At 70.9% G+C, this 22,358-nt stretch carries 16 protein-coding genes, 1 pseudogene and 2 CRISPR repeat arrays; of the genes and pseudogenes, 7 read left to right on the forward strand and 10 right to left on the reverse strand.

Features of this window, described 5'->3' with window-relative positions; translation table 11 throughout:
• Positions 1–425 precede the first annotated feature (425 nt).
• Positions 426–1,495: direct repeats of the CRISPR family, unit length 29 nt; unit sequence GGGGCGATCCCCGAACGCGCGGGGCCTAC.
• Between the two features lie 300 nt (positions 1,496–1,795).
• The 5 genes and pseudogenes from AB0469_RS25855 to casB all read right to left on the reverse strand — a co-directional run.
• Positions 1,796–2,032, reverse strand: a pseudogene (locus AB0469_RS25855) (exonuclease domain-containing protein); the annotation flags it as partial.
• Positions 1,936–3,090, reverse strand: a complete 1,155-nt coding sequence (cas6e, locus tag AB0469_RS25860) for a type I-E CRISPR-associated protein Cas6/Cse3/CasE (RefSeq protein WP_366453826.1) — start codon at positions 3,088–3,090, stop codon at positions 1,936–1,938. The pseudogene AB0469_RS25855 and the gene cas6e, both read right to left, overlap by 97 nt.
• Positions 3,087–3,944, reverse strand: a complete 858-nt coding sequence (gene cas5e, locus AB0469_RS25865; protein ID WP_366453827.1) for a type I-E CRISPR-associated protein Cas5/CasD — start codon at positions 3,942–3,944, stop codon at positions 3,087–3,089. The genes cas6e and cas5e overlap by 4 nt, the downstream gene beginning before the upstream one ends.
• Positions 3,941–5,368, reverse strand: coding sequence for a type I-E CRISPR-associated protein Cas7/Cse4/CasC (locus AB0469_RS25870; protein WP_366453828.1), 1,428 nt, complete (start codon positions 5,366–5,368; stop codon positions 3,941–3,943). The genes cas5e and AB0469_RS25870 overlap by 4 nt, the downstream gene beginning before the upstream one ends.
• Before the next feature lie 66 nt (positions 5,369–5,434).
• Positions 5,435–7,576 (reverse strand): type I-E CRISPR-associated protein Cse2/CasB, encoded by a 2,142-nt coding sequence (gene casB, locus AB0469_RS25875; protein ID WP_366453829.1) that lies wholly within the window; start codon positions 7,574–7,576, stop codon positions 5,435–5,437.
• 64 nt (positions 7,577–7,640) lie between these two features.
• Between casB and cas3 the strand changes: the two genes are divergently transcribed.
• The 5 genes from cas3 to AB0469_RS25900 all read left to right on the forward strand — a co-directional run bounded on the left by cas3 (position 7,641) and on the right by AB0469_RS25900 (position 15,194).
• The gene (gene cas3, locus AB0469_RS25880) at positions 7,641–10,547 is read left to right on the forward strand and encodes a CRISPR-associated helicase Cas3' (protein ID WP_366453830.1); all 2,907 of its coding nucleotides are present in this window, start codon (positions 7,641–7,643) and stop codon (positions 10,545–10,547) included.
• Between the two features lie 180 nt (positions 10,548–10,727).
• Positions 10,728–11,671: a CRISPR direct-repeat array (repeat unit 27 nt; unit sequence AGGCCCCGCGCGTTCGGGGATCGCCCC).
• Between the two features lie 314 nt (positions 11,672–11,985).
• Complete coding sequence (locus AB0469_RS25885) at positions 11,986–13,230, forward strand: helix-turn-helix transcriptional regulator (protein ID WP_366453831.1); 1,245 nt, start codon at positions 11,986–11,988, stop codon at positions 13,228–13,230.
• A 119-nt stretch (positions 13,231–13,349) separates the two neighbouring features.
• Complete coding sequence (locus tag AB0469_RS25890) at positions 13,350–13,928, forward strand: hypothetical protein (protein WP_366453832.1); 579 nt, start codon at positions 13,350–13,352, stop codon at positions 13,926–13,928.
• Positions 13,925–14,428: a hypothetical protein gene (locus AB0469_RS25895; protein WP_366453833.1), complete on the forward strand. Its 504-nt coding sequence runs from the start codon at positions 13,925–13,927 to the stop codon at positions 14,426–14,428. The genes AB0469_RS25890 and AB0469_RS25895 overlap by 4 nt, the downstream gene beginning before the upstream one ends.
• Complete coding sequence (locus AB0469_RS25900) at positions 14,421–15,194, forward strand: hypothetical protein (protein ID WP_366453834.1); 774 nt, start codon at positions 14,421–14,423, stop codon at positions 15,192–15,194. Before AB0469_RS25895 ends, AB0469_RS25900 begins: the two co-directional genes overlap by 8 nt.
• Before the next feature lie 182 nt (positions 15,195–15,376).
• Here the strand turns inward: AB0469_RS25900 and AB0469_RS25905 are convergent, their stop codons facing one another.
• The 5 genes from AB0469_RS25905 to AB0469_RS25925 all read right to left on the reverse strand — a co-directional run bounded on the left by AB0469_RS25905 (position 15,377) and on the right by AB0469_RS25925 (position 20,862).
• Positions 15,377–16,975, reverse strand: coding sequence for an IclR family transcriptional regulator C-terminal domain-containing protein (locus tag AB0469_RS25905; protein WP_366453835.1), 1,599 nt, complete (start codon positions 16,973–16,975; stop codon positions 15,377–15,379).
• On the reverse strand, positions 16,968–17,588 hold the full coding sequence (locus tag AB0469_RS25910) for a hypothetical protein (protein ID WP_366453836.1): 621 nt from the start codon (positions 17,586–17,588) through the stop codon (positions 16,968–16,970). Before AB0469_RS25910 ends, AB0469_RS25905 begins: the two co-directional genes overlap by 8 nt.
• A 599-nt stretch (positions 17,589–18,187) precedes the next feature.
• Positions 18,188–19,198, reverse strand: coding sequence for an XRE family transcriptional regulator (locus AB0469_RS25915; RefSeq protein WP_366453837.1), 1,011 nt, complete (start codon positions 19,196–19,198; stop codon positions 18,188–18,190).
• Between the two features lie 585 nt (positions 19,199–19,783).
• On the reverse strand, positions 19,784–20,017 hold the full coding sequence (locus tag AB0469_RS25920) for a DUF397 domain-containing protein (RefSeq protein ID WP_366453838.1): 234 nt from the start codon (positions 20,015–20,017) through the stop codon (positions 19,784–19,786).
• Positions 20,014–20,862 (reverse strand): helix-turn-helix transcriptional regulator, encoded by an 849-nt coding sequence (locus AB0469_RS25925; RefSeq protein WP_366453839.1) that lies wholly within the window; start codon positions 20,860–20,862, stop codon positions 20,014–20,016. Before AB0469_RS25925 ends, AB0469_RS25920 begins: the two co-directional genes overlap by 4 nt.
• Positions 20,863–21,342: 480 nt before the next feature.
• On the opposite strand from AB0469_RS25925, the gene AB0469_RS25930 reads away from it, so the two are divergent.
• Both AB0469_RS25930 and AB0469_RS25935 read left to right on the forward strand, forming a co-directional pair.
• On the forward strand, positions 21,343–21,780 hold the full coding sequence (locus tag AB0469_RS25930; RefSeq protein ID WP_366453840.1) for an ATP-binding protein: 438 nt from the start codon (positions 21,343–21,345) through the stop codon (positions 21,778–21,780).
• A 101-nt stretch (positions 21,781–21,881) separates the two neighbouring features.
• Positions 21,882–22,115 carry a hypothetical protein gene (locus AB0469_RS25935; RefSeq protein ID WP_366453841.1) on the forward strand — a complete coding sequence of 78 codons (234 nt, stop codon included), beginning with the start codon at positions 21,882–21,884 and terminating at the stop codon, positions 22,113–22,115.
• The last annotated feature ends 243 nt before the right edge of the window (positions 22,116–22,358 follow it).

Consider the following 22,358-nt stretch of genomic DNA (forward strand, 5'->3'; position numbering starts at 1 on the left):
GCATGAGGTCAGTGGGCTGATCCCGGGCATGTGGGGCAACGACAGCTCGTTGCTCACGTTCGTCAGCTGGAACTGGGACTGATCCCCTGTCCGGGGCGGACATTGCGCCGACGACCACGACCGTCTGACCCGAGGGCTGATTCCCGGGCGTACGGGGCGGACGGCCAGGGCACCAGCCGGCCGGTGACCGAGGTGGGCTGATCCCCGGGCGTGCGGGGCTTACGCCGCGCCGATGGTGACGACGAAGGCACCGCAGGGGCGATCCCCGAGCGCGCAGGGGCACCTCCGCGATGTTCGGACGAGCCGTGTTTGATTCCCCGGGCGGGCACGAACACGCCGAGGCCGTGTGCAACGGGGCCAGCGTACGGCCGATCCTCGACCTCCGGGGCAGACGACGTGTCGGTCAAGCGCGGCGACATCGTCCTGGGTTGATTCTCGGGCGCGCGGGGCGGACACGCGGAGGACGCTGTAGCCGATCCCGGCGTGGCGCTGATCCCCGGGAGTGCGGGGCTGACGCGCCGTGTCTGGACGAGCCCCGGAACGAGCGAGGGCTGATCCCCAGACGCCTGGGGCTTACGCCACCGACGTAGTCCTGGCCGCCGGGCCCGTGGGGCGATCCCCGAACGCGCGGGGCCTACAGGTATGAAGCCACCATCGGGAAGGACGCGCTGGAGCGATCCCCGAACGCGCCGGGCCTACTCCTTGTAGAAGAGCGGCTGTATCAGGCGCCGGGGGCGATCCCCGAACGCGCGGGGCCTACCCGGTCACCCCGGTGATCAGCAAATGGGTCGAGGGGCGATCCCCGAACGCGCGGGGCCTACTCGGGGGTACGGACGTGGATCTCGGCCTGGTAGGGGCGATCCCCGAACACGCGAGGCCTACAACGCCCACTGCCGGAGGGTCGACCCCGAGGCGGGGCGATCCCCGAACGCGCGGGGCCTACCCGGTCAGGCGCATGCCGCAGACTACGACCCGGGGGCGATCCCCGAACGCGCGGGGCCTACATCAGCGCGGCCGTCACGATGAGTCGGTGGCAGGGGCGATCCCCGAACGCGCGGGGCCTACCCCAGAAACGCCGAGAACCCCGGCCGATCCGCAGGGGCGATCCCCGAACGCGCGGGGCCTACCGTGGACCTGGACCCGCAGGCGAACCTGACCTCGGGGCGATCCCCGAACGCGCGGGGCCTACCCGTTCTTGCCGGACTGGTGCGTGGACTGGCGGGGGCGATCCCCGAACGCGCGGGGCCTACAGCTCCACGCAGTTCACGGGCTTCGCCCCGTCGGGGCGATCCCCGAACGCGCGGGGCCTACGACACCTGCTTGTGGGTCTTGCTCTGTGCCACGGGGCGATCCCCGAACGCGCGGGGCCTACCCAGCACATAGCCCCAGAGCATGCATCCGCCGCGGGGCGATCCCCGAACGCGCGGGGCCTACACGTCGCCCATGAGGCCGGCGCCCGCCCACGCGGGGCGATCCCCGAACGCGCGGGGCCTACCCTTCGTGACCTGCGGGCTTGCCTACCCGTGCCCCTGGTTTTGCGTACTTCCCTGGCATGGGTGCTGCGACGCTGCCCAGTGCTGACTTGCTGCAGTTGGTGCAGGAGGGCCTCGCATTTTGATCTTGTTTCGTGGAATCCATGTAGGCGCTGCATGCGGTAGGCGTTGTGCCGCGCTGACCAGAAGCCGGCCCAGTGGGCCACTGGGTTCATGGCGTCCGCCCACTCGGCGGCAATCGGCGGGAGCCTGCTCAGGCGAGCGAGCTCGTGCTCCAGTACTTGCTGGAGGAAGGACACGTTGTAGGCGACGCAGCGGCGTCCACGGAGTGTGTCGCTGAGGCGAGGGAGGACGTCACCGAATAGGGGGGCGTTGCGCAGGGTGTGTTGCGTGTGGTGGTGGAGGCGGGCCGCTGCGGGTTCGATTGGGCGGCAGGGGTTGATCAGGGTGTCGAGGAGGACGCTGTCTGGGGTGCAGGCAGCGACCTGGATGGTTCGGGGGTCGTGCAGCCCGGTGGTCTGGATGTTGATGACGCACATGCCGGGGGTGTTGAGGGTGTCGTGTGCCCATTGGGCTGCGCGGGCACGGGCGGTTGGCCAGGTGGCGGGGCGGCGTAGGGCGCGGATGGCGTCGTCGAGGCTGTGGTGGTGTTCGCGGGCGCGCTGGAGATACCAGCCGGTGCCGGGGTGGTGGTGGAGGGTTCCGAGGTAGTGCTGGTGCTGGTAGACGGCCCAGGTGGGACGAGAGGTGTCGGCGGGGCGGACGCAGTGGACGGGGACGGTGTCGACGAGGTGGGTGAATTGGTGGGGGAGGTCTTCTGGGTGTTCTGCTCGGGGAGGACGGGGTGCCGGGTGTGGCATGGCTGCTGTTCCGTGGGGGCGGCGTGCCGGGGGGCGGGGAGGGGCTGGACGAGGAGGAGGCCGCAGCCGTAGGCGCGTTGGCGTCCGAGGCCTTGGGTGAGGGTGCGTGCGAACGCTGCTGGGTCGGTGACGGTGAGGCGGCCCTGGATCTCGGAGCGGGCGACGACGACGGTCTGGCCTGGCTTGTGCCCTGTGAGGGTGGGCAGCTGGCGGGCCTTGAGGTCTTCGCGGCGGGTGTCGGCGCCGATGAGGGGGTGGCGGTCGTAGTCGACGGCGGGGTCGGGCTGGAGCCGCTGGGTGAACCAGGTGAGGGCGGCCGCGGGTGAAGTGTCGGTGGGCCGGTCTCGGGTGCGGCGGCCGTTGTGGGGGCCGTAGACGGCGGGGGTGACGGTCGTGCGGAACAGGTATTGCTGGCCGGCCTTGACCGTGAGGGTGACGATCCGGCTCTGCGCCGGTGCGGCGAGCATGTGTCTGGGGAGAGCGTGGGTGTCCGGTGGGACTTGGGACTGCACGATGAGGGTCAGCGTGCGCTGCGCCAGGTCGACGGCGCTGGTGTGGAGGACGCCCATGAGGGCCCGGGCGTTGGGGGTCCCGTCGGTGACCCAGTGGCGGAACATGCTGCTCATCACCAGGCGGTGGAGCTCGTGGGCGTCGGCCAGGACGCGTGCGGTACGTGGATGGTTGAGGTCGAGCTCGATGAGGGTGTGGTGGACGACGACGCGGACGGGGGCGGTCACCGGGTCTCCTGGGGAGGGGTCAGGGACAGGCGCTGTTCCCAGCGCAGTGCCCGGGTCCGGCTGTGGGTGGCGAAGCTGATGGGCTGGTCGTTGATGGCCGACGCCCCGGGGGAGCCGGGGTCGACCTCGATCCAGGCAGTGGTGGGGGCTGGCCGGGAGCGGGGGAGCAGCGGCGTTGTGGCGAGGGCTTCGTGGAGGCTGCCGGGGTGGATGCCGTGGGGAAGGGGTTGGGTGGGGGCGCACTGTTTGCGGCCGAGCCACAGCAGCCGGCGGGGGGTGTGGAGGCGGTCGGCGAGGCGGCGCAGGAGTGCGGTGTCGGTGGATTCGACGGCGGCGAGGAACGCGGCGTCGGCGAGGTACCAGCGGCGGGAGATCTGGGGGTGGCGTTTGCTGTTGGTGGCGGTGAGTGTGTGGGTGGCGGGGTGGGGGGCGATGTTTTTGGGGGCGCTGTACCAGTCGGCGAGGGTGGGGCCGGCGACGTGCCCGAAGCTGTCGCCTTGGTCCTCGGCGAGTGCCGCGGCCGCCCGGTCGGCCCTCAGGGGGTCGGTGATGACGTCGCGGGGGCGCAGGGGGTAGGCTCCGCCGCCGCTGGTCTGGAAGTCGCAGGTCAGGCGGCCGGGGCGGTCGGCGCGGACGCCGAAGCGCAGGGCGGCGAGTTCGGCCAGGGGCAGGAAGTCGTCCCCGGGGTGGCGGTGTTCGTCGCGGTCGTGTCCGTCGGCGGCGGCGAGCAGGCCGATGACGCCGCTTTTGGTGGGCCGGGTGAGGGTGTCGCGGTCGTTGTAGGGGGAGCGGATGCCCCAGGACTGCAGGACCGCTTCCAGCCGGATGAGCAGGGTGTGGGGTGTCGGCGTCATGCGGGCTGTCCGGCGGGGCAGTACGGGCTCAGCTCGGCCGGGTGCTCCACTTCGTTGGGCCCGAGCATGCCGGCGTCACGCAGGCTGTCGAGGAATTCGATGGTGGCGATGTCGTAGCTGAGGACGGCGCCCGGTTCAACCCGCTGCTTCTTGGTGATCATGGCGTGGTGCTTGAGGAGCCGCTGGGCGGCGATCAGGCTCGGGACGCCCTCCTCACGGTGGATGGACTTCTCGAACACGGCGGCATAGTTGTACGGCCGGGGGCCGCCGTGGGCCAGGACCAGCTTGGGAAGCGTGCCGGGGGCGGCAGTGGTGTTCTTCTTCGCGCTGGGCACGGCGTTGACGAAGGCGTTGACGAAGGCGAGCTCGGCGTCCCGTGCGGCGCGCTCGACGTCCTCGGGGTTCATCCCGCCGTTGGCGAGGTTGCGGCGCAGCTGGACACGGTCGAGGACGCTGTGGGCGTAGAAGGTGCCGTTGAAGAAGTTCTGCTGACCGGTCATGCCTGCTCCGCGTTCATCGAGCGCGTAGCCGCTCGGAGTCTGCTCGCCGGCTGCCATGTCGAAGGGGGATGCGGCGTTCAGCCTGGCGAGGGCGTCGGTGAAGTTGGTGCCCGCCCGCTGCCGGGCGATCTTGAAATCATCGGCGCTGGAGAAGAAGTCCCTGATGATCGCAGCCGGCGAGACACTGAATGCCGCCGTGGTCTGGATCGCGCCGTCGACGTTGCCGGCCCCGGCGACCTCGGCGAGGAACCGCCCGTACAGGGCGATGTCGATGGCGTCGGCGGGGGCCAGCCCGGTGATCAGCCGCGCCTTGATCCGACTCGGCATCGGGGGCGCCTTCTCCTCCCCAGCCGCTGCCTCGTCCTCGGCCTCAGTGTCCTCTTCCTCATCGGCCGGTGCCGCCGTCTTGCCCTTGCCCTTGGTCTTCTTCTTCCTCTCCGCCGAGGCTGCGGCCTCGGCCACCAGGGCGACCCAGGCCTCCAGCTCGGCCCGGTGCTCCTCGATGATCCGGGCCAGTGCCGTGCCGGTCGCCTCGGGGGCGAAGACCATCACCTTGGTCAGGAAGGCCGTGTTCGGCGTGGAACCGAAGTTCAGGCCGACGCCCCGCAGCGTGGCCCGAGCCATCTCCAGCGCCGCCTGCGCCTCCCAGCCGTGCTCGTCGCGCAGCGCCTCGGCGACCCGCAGCCCCCATTCCCGCGTCCGCACCCCCCAGGCGTGCGAGGCGAGGGGGCCGGTGCCGAGGTTGGCTTCGTCGCGAATGTGCATGCGGTCGGCGCGGCGCTGCGTCTGGGGGCTGAGGATCACCCGTTCGGCGTCTCCGTACACGGAGGTCTTGGGCTCGCCGGCATCGTCGCGGACGAGGAGCACGTGGCTGAACGTGGTGAGTGAGTGGAGGCTCAGGTACCGCGCGGTGTCGAGGATCATGGGATTCTCCTTCGAGGTGGAGGGATGCAGGGTGCGGTTGGCTGCTTGGAGGTGGAACAGGTCGCTCTACCGCGCCACGGCGCTCTTGCGGCGGGCTTGGGCGGCGGGGGTGTAGAAGCTCTCGCCCCAGCGCTCGCGGACCTCACCGGTGTGGGACCAGGCGGCGAGGTCGTCGGCGAGGGTCGCCCAGTGGGGAGGCACGGCGTCGACAGCGCGCAGGCGTTCGACGGCTCGGAACAGGTGGCTCTCGTCGACCTGGCTGCTGGTCATGACGAGCAGCCGGAAGATCCGGTCCACGCCCGGGTCTCGGGCGCCGCGCTCGCGGCCGGCGCCGATCCGGCGGCATGCCGCCCCGAGGTCGCCCGCGCCGAAGACGCGCACCGGATCCGTGGTGGGCAGAGAGCGGTGGTAGCGGGCGAAGAGCCGGGCGGTCAGCAGATGAGTGGGCTTGACCGCGTCCGTCTCGGCGAATTGTGTGGCCGAAACCTCGGCTTCCACCTTGTAGAGGTGCTCGGCGACGGTCAGGGCCTTGAGCAGGGTGTGGTTGCGTGAGCTGACCAGGCCGGCCAACCACCCGGCCAGCGCCCGGCTCCCTTCTGTGGCTGTGGCTGGTGACACGCTGGCGGTGGGCATGGTGGCCTCCAGGAACTCGGGTGGAAACGCGCGGGGGTTGGTCAGGGCTGCGTCGAGCCGGGCCATGGCCAGCAGCCGCGCCTCGAAGCCGGTGCCCGACTCGGGCAGACAGCTCAGCGACTCCCGCATCGAGGCGCGCGTGGTGGTGACCAGCCCGGCAGCGAAGCGGGCTCTCGCGGCCTGCCCGCATCCACCGGAGGCGACGTCCTGCAGCAGCTGGTGGAAGAGCTCCTCGTAGCGGGCCCACAGCAGGGGCGCGGACAGCAGGCGCGCCGCGAGCTTCTTGCGCTCATCGGGCCGGGCCCGGGGGAAGGCGGCATCCCGGGCCACCAGTGCGGCACCGGCAGCGGCCCGCTCGGCCTTCTCGCACCACCGCGCGCCGTCCGTCGCCGCGAGATACAGCTCCTCGCGCAGCGCACCGACGAAGGGGAACGTCTCGCTCACCCAGCCCACGAAGCTGCTCTTGGAGGAGAGCAGCCCGACCGACAAGATCTCCACCCGCCGGCCCAGACCCTCCAGCCGGGAGAACAGGTCGGACCCGCCCTTCGCGTTGCCCGGGTCGGTCCCCGCGTATAGGGCAGAGGAGGTACGCCACAGGGCCCGGTCTGTGCGGGCCTGCTGGGGCCGCCCGGCGACCAGTACCGCATCCTGCAGCAGCTGCGGAGGCAGCGGCGTCATCAGCTCGCCGGCGCCGACCAGCACCCTGTCGACGACGATCTCGCCGTCCGCCTGCCGTGCCGGAGCCAGCGCCACGGAGCGGCCCAGCCAGCTGTGCAGATCCGCGGGCCCGTCCACCGGCCGGGCCCGGCCCGCAGCCGGGCCGGTGAACACCCGCCGGTCCGGCCGCGGGTCGGTCCAGGAGAAGTTGAACCTCCCGGCGGCCGAGCGTGCCACTGGCGTGATGTTCAGACGCAGGGTGTCGGCCAGGCTCCTTCCCAGGGCCAGGTTGCGGACCCGCAGCGCGTTGGGGCCAAACGCCCCGTACGTGAACGCCCGCCCCAGCCAGTCGTTTTGCGCCATCATCCGACCGCCGGTGTCGTACCCGTGCAGGACCAGCATGGCCGCCAGTGCCTCGTGAGCCGGCGGGCGGCGCTCGTGGTGCAGGTGGACATGCTCGGCGAGCTGGGAGCCGTCCCCGGCCCGTTCGATATCGAGCTGAGCGGGTCCGTAGCCGTGCATGGGCAGGAACCTCAGCAGGCCGGCGTTCTGCCCGAACGGCCGTTCGGGATGGAACAGGTCCAGCAGGCCATCGAACTCGCTTCCCGCGAGCACCTTGGCGACCTCGTCCAGCGGGCGGCAGTCCTCCACCCACTCCCGCCACTCCCGCTCGGTGCGGGGAAAGACGCCGGCCGCGTACATGAGACCGAGCAGGAAGTGATGGAGAGAGGTGAACGCTCCGGGACTGCGGTGCGCCAGCGCGATGTCCTCGGACTCCTCGAAGGTCTCCAGCAAAGGCAGCAGGCGGAGGCGTTTGTCCTGGTCAGGCCGGATTGTCAGTGCCGGGATACACACTTTGTCCCGCAGGTCGTACGCAATGCGCTCAGACGGGACTCTTATGGTCAGAAACGACGTCATGAGGAGCTACGCCCCTTCTCTGGGAGATGGGGCACAGCTTGGCGGGCAACGAACTGGTGAACTGGTGAGCGACGCGCGGGAATCCCCCGTTCAGCCGCTACTCCTGATGTGCCTGTGGCTGTGGGGCAAGACCGACCTTCACGGCCTCAGCCGGCAGCGAGGCGGCCCCGCCTGGAACAGCCTCCTCGCACACTGCCTCGACACCGCCGCTGCCTGCGGGGAGCTCATCGACCACTACCTGTCCGCCCCCGTACAGACCCGTCTCGCCGACGCCTTCGGCGCCGGCCACCTGGCCACGGCACGCCGAGTCCTGATGCTGCTGGCCGCCCTGCACGACATGCCGGGCAAGGCGATCGCCTCCTTCCAGATGCTCTTCGCCGTCCCGCGGACCCGAGACGCCGAACTTGCCGAAGCCGGAAGGCTCTGGGCCCAGGCTGCAGCCCGCGCCGGCCTGCCCCTGAACGCACAGCCGGGCGATGCGCGACCGCACGCCCACGTCACCGCCCGGTACCTGCCCGCCCTGCTTGGCTGCACATGCCCGCGCTGCCAGAACACCGACGGCCGCAACCCGCACGACCTGCCACTGCACGACATCGCAGCCGTACTCGGCGGACACCACGGCGACATCCCCAACAACACGACGATCCGCGCGGCCGGCCTCCGGCTCGATCCGCTCTGGCACGCTCTGCACCGCGCACTCGTGACAGAACTCGCCCGGCTCCTGGACGTCGATCTCCAGCGCCTACCCGGCCTGATCAGTCTCGAACGCCCCTGCATTCCCGTGCTCTTCGCCGGTCTGGTAGTCCACAGCGACTGGATCGCCTCCAACGAGAACCTGTTCACCTACCGCACCCCAGACACCGCCGGCACCGACACCAGCGCCTGGTGGCAGGCCAGCCAGCAGCAGGCCGCAGCCGCCATCACCACCCTGCGCCTCCACCGCTGGAACCCCCGACCCATGACCTGGGCCGAACAGATGCCCAGCACCCCCCGCCCACGCCCCACCCAACAGGCGATCATCGACCACCCACCCACCGACCAGAGCCTGGTCGTCATCGAAGACACCACCGGCGGCGGAAAGACCGAAACCGCCCAGTACCTCACCCACCACCTCGCCCGCACCTGCGGCTACCACGGCTCCTACACCGCCCTGCCCCTGCGCGCCGCCGGCGACCAGATCGCCGACCGCACGGCCGCCTACCTCGCCACCGTCCTCGGCGACCGCGAACTCGCCCACCTCGCCCTCGTCCACGGCAACGCCTTCGCCCACGGCACCACCAGCCACCTCGCGCTCACCGACAGCGTCATCACCATGGCCGCCAACATCACCTGCGACGACCACAAGGTCCACCACAACGCCCCGGCCGTCATCCTCGACCACTGGTACCTCGCGCGAACCCGCGGCCTGCTCTCCTGCTTCGGCGTCGGAACCATCGACCAGATCATCCTCGCCGCCCAGCACGGCAAGCACTGGTTCCTGCGCCTGTACGCCCTCGCAGGCAAAACCGTCGTGATCGACGAAGCCCACGCCTACGACCTCTACCAGCAACGACTCCTCGCCGCGGCCATCGCCTGGCTCGCCGACGCCGGCGCCAGCATCGTGGTGCTCTCCGCCACCCTCCCCGCACCCATCCGCAACGACCTCGTCAACGCCTGGCGCCGCGGCCACAACAGCAACCCCGAGAACACCCCACCCACGGGCCCGATCACCATCGTCGACAGCAACGGCCACTGCCGCACCCACACCCCAGCCCGCTCACGCCGCACCCGCTACCGCACCCGCATCAAACTCCTGCCCGACCCCGGCCCACACGAACTCGCCCACCACCTCCTCAGCCGCCACCCCCACGGCATCACCACCGTCATCCGCAACTCCGTCACCCGCGCCGAAGACCTCCACTGCGCCCTGCGCGACATCGCCCGCCACTACGGCTGGAAGCCCGAAGAGATCCAGCTCCTGCACTCCCGCTACCAAGAACGCCACCGCTCCCACCACCAGCACCACATCGAAACCCGGCTCGGACCCCACCCTGACCCCGAACTCCGCACCGAACACCCCAACCCCCAGCGCCCGCACCGCCTCCTGCTCATCGGGACCCAAGTCCTGGAACAGAGCCTCGACTACGACACCGACCACCTCTACACCGACCTCGCCCCCCTCGACCTCCTCCTGCAGCGACGCGGCCGCCAATGGCGCCACCCCATCAACAGGCCCCACCTGCGCCACGGCACCCCCCTCACCCACGTCCTGTGGACCCCCCGCCCCGACGGGCTGCCCCAACTCCTCCCACCCACACCCCACGCCGTCTACGACCCCTACATCCTGGCCGCCACCTGGCACGCCCTCACCGACCGCGCCCCCACCCACGCCCCCCTCACCCTCAACCACCCCCACCACACCCAGCTGCTCCTCGACACCGTCTACGCCGACCATCCCCCCGCCGGAGACCAGCCCATCCACCAACTCCTCGCCGAACTCCACCCCCACTGGATCCGCCGCCTCCAAGAAGAGGCCACCCAGGCAGGCCACCGCGCCCTGTGGCCCTACGACGATGAAGGCAACCCCACCACCGTGGCGAAACTCGCCTCCAGCCCCCTCGACGACACCTTCGCCCGCTCCCGACTCGGCACACCGTCAACCGACCTCATCGCCCTCTACCAGCACGAAGACGGCCGCCTCACCTGGCAGCCCACAGACCCGGAACCAGCCGACCTCACCCCCCACCACCCCATCCGCCACACCGAACCCCACCGACGCCAGCGCCTGGAAATCCACCGAAACACCATCCCAGCCCCCGCACACTGGTTCACCGGACGCACCCCCCTGCCCGACCCCACCACCTGGACCATCCCCAACGCCGGCACACTCATGGACCGTCCCGTCCTGCTGCTACGCCCCGACGGCCAGCCGGTCGACCCGCGCCTCGAATGTCTGAGCTATCACCTGGACACCGGCCTGTCCCTGCGGTGATGACTCAGACGACATACGCTCGAAGCCTCGGAAACGAGGATCAACCTGGGCGAAGCTCACCATGGCCCAGACACTCCCTCACGCCAGGGAACACACAACAGCTCACCAACAAGTGAGTGAGAACGGACCCGCCTGTAGGGATCAGCCCGTCGAACATGGAAGCCGCCGCGAACCCGACCCGTCCTCCCCGCGCGCCTGGGGATCAGCCCTCTGGGAGCTACGCTCATACGACCAGGCCGTGGTCCTCCCCGCGCGCCTGGGGATCAGCCCGACGTGGTGAGCCTCGCTTCCCTTGACAAGGACGTCCTCCCCGCGCGTCCGGGGATCGCCCCTCCGACCACGGCACCCGCTTCCCGGCCGAAGGGTAGGCCCCGCGCGTTCGGGGATCGCCCCGCCTCCGCGCGCACACTGCTGGACCCCCGAGTGCAGGCCCCGCGCGTTCGGGGATCGCCCCGTGGCCCAGTGCTCCGCGCCGTAGAGCTGGTAGGTAGGCCCCGCGCGTTCGGGGATCGCCCCAGCTCTTCTTCGGTGGGCATAGGGCACCTCCGGTAGGCCCCGCGCGTTTGGGGATCGCCCCGTTGCGGCGGCGCGCCTGTACATGGGCCGGTAGTAGGCCCCGCGCGTTCGGGGATCGCCCCCGCGCGAACTTCGAGCTGCCCGGGGTGGTCTTGTAGGCCCCGCGCGCCTGGGGATCAGCCCCAGCTGCTGGTCAGGCCGAGGGCGCTGTGGCGGTCCTCCCCGCGCGCCCGGGGGATCAGCCGGCGATCCTGGCCTGGGCCGACGCCGACCAGACGTCCTCCCCGCACGCCCGGGGGTCAGCCCGTTCTCCACTGGGCGCACAAGATCCTTGTGCCGTCCTCCCCGTGTGCTTGGGGATCAGTCGGTCAGGGCCCAGACCGTGCCCTCCAGCATCGCGTCTTCCCCGCGCGCCCGGGGATCAGCCGCTTCCGCTCGCCGTGCCGACAGACCCGGTCAAGCCCCCCCCGCCCGGGGATCAGCCCCGCATGGACGAGGCGCAGCGAGAACTCTGGGAGTCCTCCCCCGTGTGCCCGGGGATCAGCCCAGGACCGGCATCAGCCCGTGCCAGAACACCCGGTCCGCCCCGCTCTCCCAGGGATCAGCTCTCCCAGGTTGTGGCGGTCTCCTCCGCCCCCATGTCCGCCTCGTACGCCCGGGGGGCGTCGGCTCGCCGCCCACCGAGCCGAGCTGGAGGCCACGTCTGCCCTGAGGGGCCGGGGGTCGTCCGCAGCCGTCGGTAGGGTGGGTCGGGCGAGGACGTCCTCCCCCGTGCGCCTTGGGGATTTCCTGCGATTTGGGCGTGCAGCGCCTCGAACGGTGTGGTCAGGGGCGCGCCCCCGGGCAGCAACTCGCACTGTACGGGGGCGCGTTCCGGAGTACCGTCCTGAGTGTCTAGGTCAGCACGGAGTACGGAGCCAGTATGCCCCTGAACGAGACCGAGCACATCGGGACGCGTGTCCGCATCGCGCGGAACGCCGCCGGCCTTACCCAGACCGAGGTCGCTGACCACATCGGCCGTACGGAGAGCTGGATGGCCAACGTGGAGTCGGGACGCCAGCCTCTCGACCGCTACAGCGTCATCACCGCGATCGCCGAGCGCTGCGACGTTGACGTGGTCTGGCTGCTGGGACAGCCCTACCGCCTCCAGACCAGCGGCGGAAACCTTGCCCACGCTCATATCCCCGCCCTGCGAACGGCACTGCGGCGAGCGGGCCTCATCCTCAGCGGCCACCCCGGACTCTCCCCGCAGGGCCCGCCCGTCAAGCTGGCCGATGTCCGGAAGCGGACCCGGAAGGCGAACACCGCGCGGCAGGCCGCGAACCTGCCAGAGGTGGCCACGATCCTGCCGCCCCTGGTGGAAGATCTGAACACGGCGGTGCTCACCTGGGCGGACAGCGCCCGCGAGGATGCGCTGCGGCTGCTTGCCGATGCGGCTCGCACCGCGCGGATGTGCCTGAACCAGCTCGGCTACCCGGACCTGGCGTGGTCGGCGGCCGAGGTGGCCGCTGCGGCAGCGGCGCGCCTTGACGACCCGGTCGTCAAGGCGGCCGTGGCCTGGGACCGGTGTGGGGCGCTGCTGCACCAGGCGTCCCTGCGGGAGACGGTCGCGGTCGCCGAGGCGGCGATGCGGGACCTGGAGCCGTACGCCGCCGGCGCGCAGGCGGTTTCGGCCGCGGTGTCGCTGCGGGGGGCTCTGCACCTGCGGTGCTCGATCGCGCACGCCCGCGGCGGGCAGAAGAGCGATGCCTGGGGACGGATCGAGGCCGCTCTGGAGGACGCCGACCGTCTGGGCCCGTCCTGGTACGACCTGGACGCGCACACCGTGTTCGGACGCGGCACGGTCGCCGTCCACGCGGCGGAAGCCGGCGTCGAGGTCGACCAGCCGGATGCCGGCCTGAAGAAGGTCCCCGCAGTGAACATCGCGGAGGTGCCGAGCAAGGAGCGCCGCACCCATTACCTGATTGACGAGGCGCGGGCGCTTCACCGGATGGGCAGGAGCCCTTCGGCGGTGGTCAAGCTCCGCGAGGCGGCTGCGGCCGCGCCGTACTACGTGTACGCGGACCCCATGAGCCGCGCGCTGGTGTCGACCCTGGCCCGGGACGGCGTCCCGTCGCAGGCCTCCGCCCTCTCCGGCCTGATCCGGAGCATGGAGCTGGCCAGCTGACCTTGGGCCGGGTCGAACTGCTGCGCCCCCTAGATTTCCTAGGGGGCGCACGCGTGGGGAGACGTCACCCTCGGATGGTCACTGCCCGTCTTGAAGTGATCATCAGGGAGTAAACGGCGATGGAGCCGATCGACACCCGCGACCCCGCCGCCGCGGCCGGCGCCTACACCAGGATTTTGAACTGGCCACTCACGGTCGGATACCGCTACCGCCCCCGGCAGGGCTGCACCTGCGGAAACCCCCGCTGCCCCACTCCCGGAGCCCACCCCGTCCCGGGCCCGCCGAACCTGCGCGACCAGCACGAGATGATCCGGGAGTTGGAGGCCGCGCCCGGAGCCGGACTCATCATCTGGACCACGCGCTTCGACGCCGTCATCGTGCCCCGCGCCGTCGGCATGGCCGCCATGGTCGCCCTCGACCACCTCGCCCACGTTCCCTGCCTCGTCACCGAAGCCCACGCCACGCTCTTGGTCCTGCCCGCCACGGGCCGCTACGCCCAGCGCGGCGAGACCTCGGCACAGGTCCGGTCCGGCTCCTGCCAGTGGATCGCCGCACCGCCCACGCACGGCGTCCGCTGGGACGCACCGCCCTGGCTGGAAGGAACCTCCACACCCGCCGCCCTTCTCCACGGCGGTGACGTCGGGCTGCGCCTGCGTGACGCCTACAAGACGGTACGCATTACGGAGGCCCGGCCGTGACGACGCGCCACACCACCAACCCCGACACCGGCGCCCAGGGCGCCGTCGCGCAGTGGCTCCGCGCGGCTGCGGCGGGACGATCGGGGGAGGGGAACGTGTGGCGGGAGCGAGGCTTTCTCCTGCTGCCGTGCGGCGTCCTCTTCTCGGCGGTACGCCTGTCCGCCGAGCTCGTCCAGGCGGCCGCCGCCAGCACCGACACCGCGGTCATCGACCTCTACCTCGCCGGCGCACTGGACGACGGCCCCGTCATCTGCGACCGCCACGCCGGCTGGTACTACGCGCTCGTCCCCGCCAGCACCGCGCACCGCTGGGCCGTCCCCGGGACCGTCTGCCTCGGCGGGAACTCCAGCCTGGGCGTACCGCACCCCAGCGTCAACGGCACGGCCGGGGAACGCCTCTACTGGTCGGTGCCGATGGCTTCGCCCGGCCTGCTCTGCCCGCCCCACGCGGTCGCGCAGCTCGTCGAGGCCGCCCGCACCCAGGCGGTGAGCCATGCATGACCCCCTGCCTATCGACACCCAGACCATCCGCAGCACCGGCGCCCGGGCCGACGCCATCGCGACGCGAGCGCTCAGCGCGCACTGGACGCCCCCGCAGACCGAGCCTGTGAACAGCGCGAACGAAGTACCCGTCGACCGCCCGGTGCCGGACGGCAGCGCCCCTGAGCAGCCGGTGCCCCGGCTGCAATCCGTCGCGCTCACCGGCTCCTTCTTCATCACGACCGGCCCAGAGAACCGCGTCCTGCTTCTGCGGCTGACGGAGGAGGAGAGGTGGATCCTCCCAAAGGACGCGATGGGCCCCCACGACAGGACGCCCTTCGCCGCCGCACGAAGGATCCTGGCGGCCTGGACACGCCTGCCCGGCCCGCCCCTGCCACGTCTCCTGCTCATCGACTACCTGGAGCCCGCCGACGGCCGGGTCTTCCCGGTGACGCACCTCATCTACGACGGCGGCCACATCTCCGAGAAGACCTTCCGCGCGATCCGGACCCCGGAGCGCTTCCAGGAAGCAAAAGCCGTTTCTCCGGCTTATCTCCGCTCTACGACGGGCCTAGCCCCGGAAACCGCCGACCACCTGGAGCTGTGCGCGAGGGCACGCTTCACCGGACGGATCGCCTACCTCCACAACGGCCGCAAGGTCTCCTACGGGGACCACGGGCGCAACGTGAAGCCGTGGGACGCCGACTGCGCGGCCACGGACCTGCACGTCACCGAGAACACCGACGTCGGCAAGGGCATGCCCCTGGGATGGCGGAAAGCCCTCTGAGGGACCATCGCCGTGCTGCGGAACCGGTCATGTGCGACGGCGAGTTCGGACAGTTTCCAGGACGAAACCGGGCATGCCGGGGCATCCGACTTCGCCCAGGGCCTCGCGCGATGCTGGCAAAACGTGAAGGCCCCGCCCGCCACCCGACTGCGCGGTGACGGACGGGGCCCAGGCCCGGTGGGCTACATCGCGGCGGCGTAGGTGTCGCCGATCGGTGTGAGAGGAACACCCCGCCGGGTGAGGTCGGCCACGACGCTCGGCCAGTCCGGCGCCGTGCTCCCGGCAGCCCGCTCCGCGCCGGTCCCGGCCGAGCCGCCTCCCACGTCCCGTTCCGGCCGGGCCGGTGTCAGGCCGGTGCGGACGGTGATCGCCGACGGGCGGGTGAGCAGTCCTCCGGTCGGGGGGACGACGGCGATCTCGTGCTGCTGCGGAGCGTTGGGCTCCACCGGCGGGTTGCCGGACAGCAGGAGGCTGAGCAGCACGGTGGCGGACTCGTCGGTGAGGATCTGGGCCGCCTTCTTCAGCCGGTGCCGCTGGCTGGCCGGCAGCGACAGGGCGAGAGCTTCGGCCGGGCCGACGCTGAGCGGGACCGCGACACACACCTCCCGGGGGGAGTACTCGTGCCAGTCGAACTGCGCCGACCGGGGACCGTGCTCGTCGATGGTCTGGAACAGATGGCCCATGTTCGTGATGGTCCGCGAGGTGAGGCGGACGGGCCGGTAGCGGGACAGATGGTCCATTCGGGCGTCGAACGGCAACTGCTGCAGCAGGCTCTTGCCCACCGCGCTGGCATGCGCGGCGAACCGGAAGTCCACCCACTCATAGACCTTCGGCGCCTCCGGGCTGTCAGAGAGCCGGGAGATCTGCACCTCACCCTCCGTGTAGCTGCTGACGTAGACCGCGGCCCCCACCGCATCCCGCAGCGTGCCCAGGGTCCGCTGCAGAGCGGTTTCCGCCGACCCGCCGAACGGCTGGGCCAAGGCCAGCAGATCCGGGCCCGGCGTGTAGCCGCCGTCGGCGAGCCCGTCCGCCATGCCTCTCTGGCACAGCCACGGCAGCATCCGCTCCACCACCGCCTTCGACACCCGCGACCGCTTGGCGAGCTGCGCCGGACTCAGCGCCACCGACGACCCCAGCAGCACATGCAACATCCGCAGTGCCTTCTCCACTGCCTTCCACTGCCCAGGCGCGGAACCCCTGCCCGGAACCTGCCGCGCCGCGACCGTCAGCCGCGGCGCCCGCAACGGTGAGGAGGAGAACTGCTCGCTGCGCCCGGGCACGGTGGCGCCGGCCGCGGCCAGGAGCGCGGCGCACACCTCTTCGGAGAACTCGATGTCCTCGACGGCCTGGCCATCGGCCGGGAAGGCGCCGGGGTCATCCCGTAGCGCCAGGGCGTCGCCGTGGCCGAGCTGAGCGGCCGCGCGCACCAGCTCCGCGATGTCCGAGCCGACATCGGGCCCGCCGAGGCGTGCGGCGATCACGGCCAGGCGGAAGACGGCCCCGGGATGGCCGTGCTCGGCGGCCTCGCCCAGCCACCGCTCGGCGGCATCCAGGTCGTCGTGCCGCAACGCCCTGGAGCCCAGCCGGTAGAAGGAGTTCACATCTGCTGGATCCACCACGCCAGCGCCGGTGTCGCTTCCTTGGCCCGTGCGGGCGGCCCAGCTGCCGTCCGGCCGGTCCCAGAAGTCGGCAGGTCCCCGCAGGCGTGACATCAGGGAGGCGAGCCTGTCGGCGGTCTCCGGCTTGGTACCGCGAGTTCCACCCGCTGTTACGTCACTCACCTGAGTCCCTTTCCCCGCGTTGCCGCTTGTGCCCCTCTTTGAGACGGATCAGTTTGCGCAGTTTTTGGCGCAGCTCCCTGATAGCCCGAACCCGCTGGACTTGTACCTGCTGGCGCGGAATGCCCAGAGCCGTCGCGATCGCCGTGTCGTCCGCACCGCAGCTCTGCATCTCCACCACTGAACGGCGCTGGCTCGGCCGCATCCTGCGGATCTCCGGGATGACCACCGTCCGCAGCAGCAACGCGTCCTCGCGCTCGACCTGGCTTTGAAGAACCCAGGGTTGCGCGCCGGGCTCCAGCTTTCCAGGCTCCTGAGGTATCGCTATCGGCCTGCCGCCGCGCGCCAAGTCGATCGCCAGATTCCGGACCACAGTGAGGTAGTACGCCAGCAGGTTCCGCGCGGCCAGCTCCGGATCGGCCAGCCACCGAGTCGCGGTCCGCTCGAAGGCCTCCTCGGCGATCCACTCCCGCCACGTCGGCGGAACGGACGGATACCTGCGCGCGAGCCACTTCCCACCCACCCGCATGCACGTCCCGTAGGCGTTCACCAGGAGCTCGGCAGGGTCGCCGCCCGCCTCGGACTCGCCCTCGGAGGACGCCCCATCGGCTACCACGGCCCATGCTCCTCGCCCCGCCCCGCCGCCGCGCGAGCGGGCCCAACCGTCCAGACGGTCAGCACACCTCCGTCCGCGGCTTCGTACCGGACGACCTGCCACACCGGGGCATCTCCCGATGCCGACGGCCGGCCAGGCGGCTTCCGCCGCACCAGACCCCTCAGCGCGCGCAGAGCGCCAACGGTACTCACGACCGTGGGGGCGTACGCGATCACTTCCAGGAGCGTCATTCCAAGCTCCACACGCTCGTAGTTGCACCGGCGCGCTCCGCGCCGCTCATCCTGTCCTACGTAGCGAAGGCCCCGGAACTAACACGCGAACGAAACTGTTTCCCGATGCTCGATCACAAGGCTTGCGCGATCGATTCCGATCTCTGCGACACCGGAATCTGAAGCGGCGTGGCGCCATGGCTGCGGAGCAGACTCACCGGCGGCCCTTAACGTGCAGCGCCCCAGGCAACGATCCGGGGCCAGCCGCTCGCCCTGCAGTTTCGATTCGCCGGTGAATCACGGTCCCCGAGCGGGTGAACCAGGCTCCGGGAACCTGTTGCCGCCCCCGCGGTCTGCGGATGCCTGCGGCCTCCCTGGCCCAGGTGGCAGTTATCCGAGGATGGCGGTGGTGCGCTGGGCGAAGGTGGTGGTGGCGAGGCTGGGGTGTTCTCGGGTGAGGGCGGTGGCGATGCCGGAGAGGCGATGGTGGAGGCGGGGCGACGAGACGTTCTTGGCGGCGGCGAGCACGGATTCCCCTGTCGTCAGCGCGCTGGTGACGTCGCCTTCGAGGCGCTGGATGTCGACGAGGTCGAGTGCGGCGACGAGCCGGTCGCGAGGGTAGTCATCGCTGTCGGCCTCAAGCCGTGACGCTAGGTACTCACGCGCGTTCCCGGGCCTCTTGAGAGCGAGCCAGGCGCGGCCGGTCGCGGAGTCGATGGCGGAGGTGGTGAGCCACTGGGTCCACCATGGGTCGTCGGCGCTGCGGCGCCCGAGCTGCTCGTGCGCTTCGTCGCGTGCGGAGCGGACGCCATCGGGGTCGTGGCTGCGGCCGGCAACGACGATGAGCCGGTCGGCGAGGATGGCCTTGACGCCGGGGCTCAGTCCGGGGCGGCGACCGGCGACGGAAATCAGGGTTTTTGCCTCGTGATGTTGGCCCAGGTGTGAGCACTGATAGGCCATGGACGCCAGGAGGTTGGCGGTGGCGTCCGCGGTGCCGCTGCCGGCCTCGGCTTCGCGGGCCAGGGAGAGCCCCGTCTGGTAGACGCGCTGGGCCGCTTCGTGACGGTCGGAGTCGAACAGCATCCATCCGTACTGCTCGCTCAGGCAGATGAAGGTGGTGTGGAGCCGCGCTCGCAACGCAGCGGTCGCCGGGGACCCGGTGATGATCTCCGCCGTGCTGCGCCACATGCCGTCGGTCCAGGTCAGGGCGTGTTCACTGCCCTGGGTGTCGTCCAGGGCGCGGATCTGGCGCACGGAGTCCTCGATCTGGCGGAGGACGCCTTCGATGAGCGGGCCGCCGCCGTGGGGGCCGGCGTAGGCGGGTGTGCCGTCGAGGAGTTGTTCGAGGGCGGGGGCCGTGACGGCTGTGCCACTCAGCAGGAGGAAGGTTCGGCGGTGCATCGGCGCTCCCTGTGTGGCGAGGAGGAGGTCCGCCGCACGCCGGTAGTCGTACGGGCTGTCAAGCGGGCCGGCGGTGTGCTGACTGCGTGAATCAGCGTCCCAGCCGAGGTCCGGCGGTGACAAGGGGCCGCCCCAGCCGTGCTGAGAGGGTGGCCAGCGCGTCGGCCTGCCCAGCCCCCAGGGACTTGCCCTGGGGGCACACCCCCGGTTGGGAGCGAGCCGCTACGCCTGGGGCCGAGCCGTCCGTCCAGGAGATGGTCTCGGCGATCACCGGAGTTGCCTACGAGCTGTCCACCCGCTGCCAGGAAGCCGCCGACTACGCCGGCGTGCTCTGGCCGCATACCAGGGCCTCGTCGCCACCGATGAGAGCGGAACTCCTGCACCGGCAGGTCTTCCTGGCCCACCACGCCGCCGGCGACGTGGACGCCCTCCGCGAAGCCGCCGCTCGGCTGGCCCGGATCAACGGGCCCAAAGCCGGTCATACGGCACTGACGGCCTGCCGACGGGGTATCGCCATACAGGTAATGCCCGGATTCCCCCCGCTGTGGGCTGGGGGAATCCGGGCCTTGGCCGTTCAGCGACTGGTCAGGCGGTTGGGGCCTGACCGCCGGTCGCGTGCGGGAGGAACGCGGTGAAGGCGGCCTGAGTGAAGGTGATGGCCGGTCCCGCCGGACTCTTCGAGTCGCGGATGGCGATGAAGCCGCGGGTGGGCCGGACGTCGGCGATCTCGACGCACTGCTCGCCGGCGTCGCTGAACGACGACTTATGCCATTGCGCTTCGGTTAGGTCGGTGGCGTACAGCCTGGTCGTGTCGGTCATGACTTCTCCATGGTGGATTTGATCTTCTCCCGTGAGTCGTCGACGGGGAGTGCTGCGGCCACGATCCGCTCGAAGGCGGCCTCGTAGACCTTCACGTCGTCGGTGCCCTCGGCGAAGGACCCACCGCGCAGGGTCTCCAGACTGATCACGGTGGGCCAGGGGTGGGGGAACCTGACGATGTGGAACGGGCCCGCCATCCCGGGGTGAGGGGTGGCGAGTATCGGCATCACCTGGAGGGTGATGTTGGGCAGGTCGGCCATGTCGAGCAGGTGCCGCAGCTGCTCGCGCATCAGCGAGGGGTGGGTCGCCGACCGGTAGTGCAGGGTCGATTCGTGGATGACGGCCCACAGCTTGAGAGGTCCGCCCGGCCGGTGGGTGTCGGTGAGGATGGCCTGGCGCTTCTTGCGCATCTCCACGAGCACGGAGACCTCGTCCGCGGTCCGGGTGATGGCGGTTGCGGTGATGATCTCGCGGGCGTACTGCGGGATCTGCAGCAGGCCGGGGAGCACCTCGGGGCGGTAGATCCGGGTGTCCTCCGCGTCCTCCTCCAGGCCGATGTAGTCCTTGTAGTTGGTCTCGGGCAGGTCGCCGTAGTTGCTCCACCAGCCGACCTTGTTGGCGTCGCGGGCCAGCTCCTCCATCGCGGTCACCACGGTCTCGTCGGTGACCCCGTAGGCCTTCAGGAGCGGCTTGACGTCCTTGATGGGCAGGTGGGCTTTGGCGTTCTCGATCCGGTTGATCTTGCTGGCGTCCCAGCCGACGGCCTGAGCGGCGCTGTCGGAGGTGTTGAAGCCGGCGTTCTTCCTGAAGGTTCGCAGCGCGCTGCCGAGACGGCGTCTGCGCACGGTCTGCACAAGCGGCGGTGTGGGCACGGGAAGTTGGACCTCTCTGCGGGCTGGCAGGTCGATACAGGGGCGGATCTTCCCCTTCCGGGGGTGCGGCTTCCTCTTGCCGGGTCAGTCTGCCCGTCCCGGGGATCGGAAGTCGATCGAACATCCCTCCAATCGTTGGGAGTTTGGTTGCAATGGTTGCAGGCATCGCGTCATCGGGTGCATTCTTCCAATGTGACGCCGTGACCAAGTGTCAGCAGATGATCACGCTGAGGTTGTAGGTCGCGGTCCCAGAACGGCCGGGTTCGAGCATGGCCCGGCCCGCCGGCCTCGTGTCCCCGCCCCCCGTCGGGGACACGAGGCCACGCACCCCACCCCCGCTCCCAACTCGCCGAGGCCACCCATGAGCCAGAGCACCACTCGCACACCCCGCACCCACAGGCCGGCCCTCACCGCCCGCGCCATACAGGGCCCCAAGGCCGGCAGGGCCGCCCGGTGACCGGCGCCCTGGCGGAAGACGTGAAAGCAGCCCCCACCGGCCCCCAGCGCTACAGCGACGGCTACACGCCCCGCGACACCGCCCCGGCCCGCGCCCGACGAGACGTCACCCTCTGCCTGCGCACCTGGGGCCTCGATGCCCTGGTCGACGACGCACGGCTGATCGTCTCCGAGCTCGTCGCGAACGCGGTCCAGCACACCGCGTCCCGCCGGATCGGCGTCTCCGTCACCCGACACCCCGACCACGTGAGGATCGTCGTCACCGACACCAGCCGCACCCTCCCCGACCCCGCGACCCACACCCTCGGAGGCGAGGCCGAGTCCGGCCGCGGACTCCAGCTCGTCGACCAGTTCGCCACCCGGTGGGGCAGCAAGCGGTTCCGGACCGGCAAACAGGTCTGGGCCGAACTCACCACCGGCAAGACGGCGTCGTGAGCACCGGCGACTGGGGCGAGTTACACGGCCCCACACACCTGACCCCGCCCAGGAAGCGTCGGCACGCCCGACCGGACGGGAACGTGGTCGCAGGACTGCTGATGACGACAGGCAACGTGCTCGGCCTGGCCGTCCTCGCACTCTCCTGCGCCCACCAGGCCGACGGCGCCACCCCCGGCCCCTCGATCACCGTTCCGGACCAGACACCCGCCGAAGCACAGCCGACCCGCAGGCCGGCCATCGACACGGCGCACACCGTCACCCCGCGACCGGCGGCCCGCACCACAGACACACGGGCCTGCCGCTGCGGATCCCGCACCCGCCCCACCCTGTGAACTCCGGTGGCAGCGCGGCGCCTCCCGGCCCGCGCCGTCACCGGCCAGAACCCCGGCCCGGCACCCCGAACGATGACACCGCCGGACCGGGCACCGTCCCCGGCTGAACAACCCTGGACAGGTCGAGCAGCCGGGGACGGGCACCACCGCGCACCGGTCGGCCATCCTCGCCACGGCCCCTTGCCCGCAGGCAACCGAGGCTGCACCGTACGGAAGTTCATCGCGTCCGTCCCCTGACCGGAT

The organism is Streptomyces sp. NPDC093801 (assembly GCF_040701585.1).
Taxonomy (GTDB): domain Bacteria; phylum Actinomycetota; class Actinomycetes; order Streptomycetales; family Streptomycetaceae; genus Streptomyces.

Coding starts and splice junctions, on each gene's coding strand:
- cas5e (WP_366453827.1), bottom strand. CDS start 3,944: ATGACGCCGACACCCCACACCCTGCTCATCCGGCTGGAAGCGGTCCTG.
- AB0469_RS25870 (WP_366453828.1), bottom strand. CDS start 5,368: ATGATCCTCGACACCGCGCGGTACCTGAGCCTCCACTCACTCACCACG.
- casB (WP_366453829.1), bottom strand. CDS start 7,576: ATGACGTCGTTTCTGACCATAAGAGTCCCGTCTGAGCGCATTGCGTAC.
- AB0469_RS25885 (WP_366453831.1), top strand. CDS start 11,986: ATGCCCCTGAACGAGACCGAGCACATCGGGACGCGTGTCCGCATCGCG.
- AB0469_RS25890 (WP_366453832.1), top strand. CDS start 13,350: ATGGAGCCGATCGACACCCGCGACCCCGCCGCCGCGGCCGGCGCCTAC.
- AB0469_RS25900 (WP_366453834.1), top strand. CDS start 14,421: ATGCATGACCCCCTGCCTATCGACACCCAGACCATCCGCAGCACCGGC.
- AB0469_RS25915 (WP_366453837.1), bottom strand. CDS start 19,198: ATGCACCGCCGAACCTTCCTCCTGCTGAGTGGCACAGCCGTCACGGCC.
- AB0469_RS25920 (WP_366453838.1), bottom strand. CDS start 20,017: ATGACCGACACGACCAGGCTGTACGCCACCGACCTAACCGAAGCGCAA.
- AB0469_RS25935 (WP_366453841.1), top strand. CDS start 21,882: ATGACGACAGGCAACGTGCTCGGCCTGGCCGTCCTCGCACTCTCCTGC.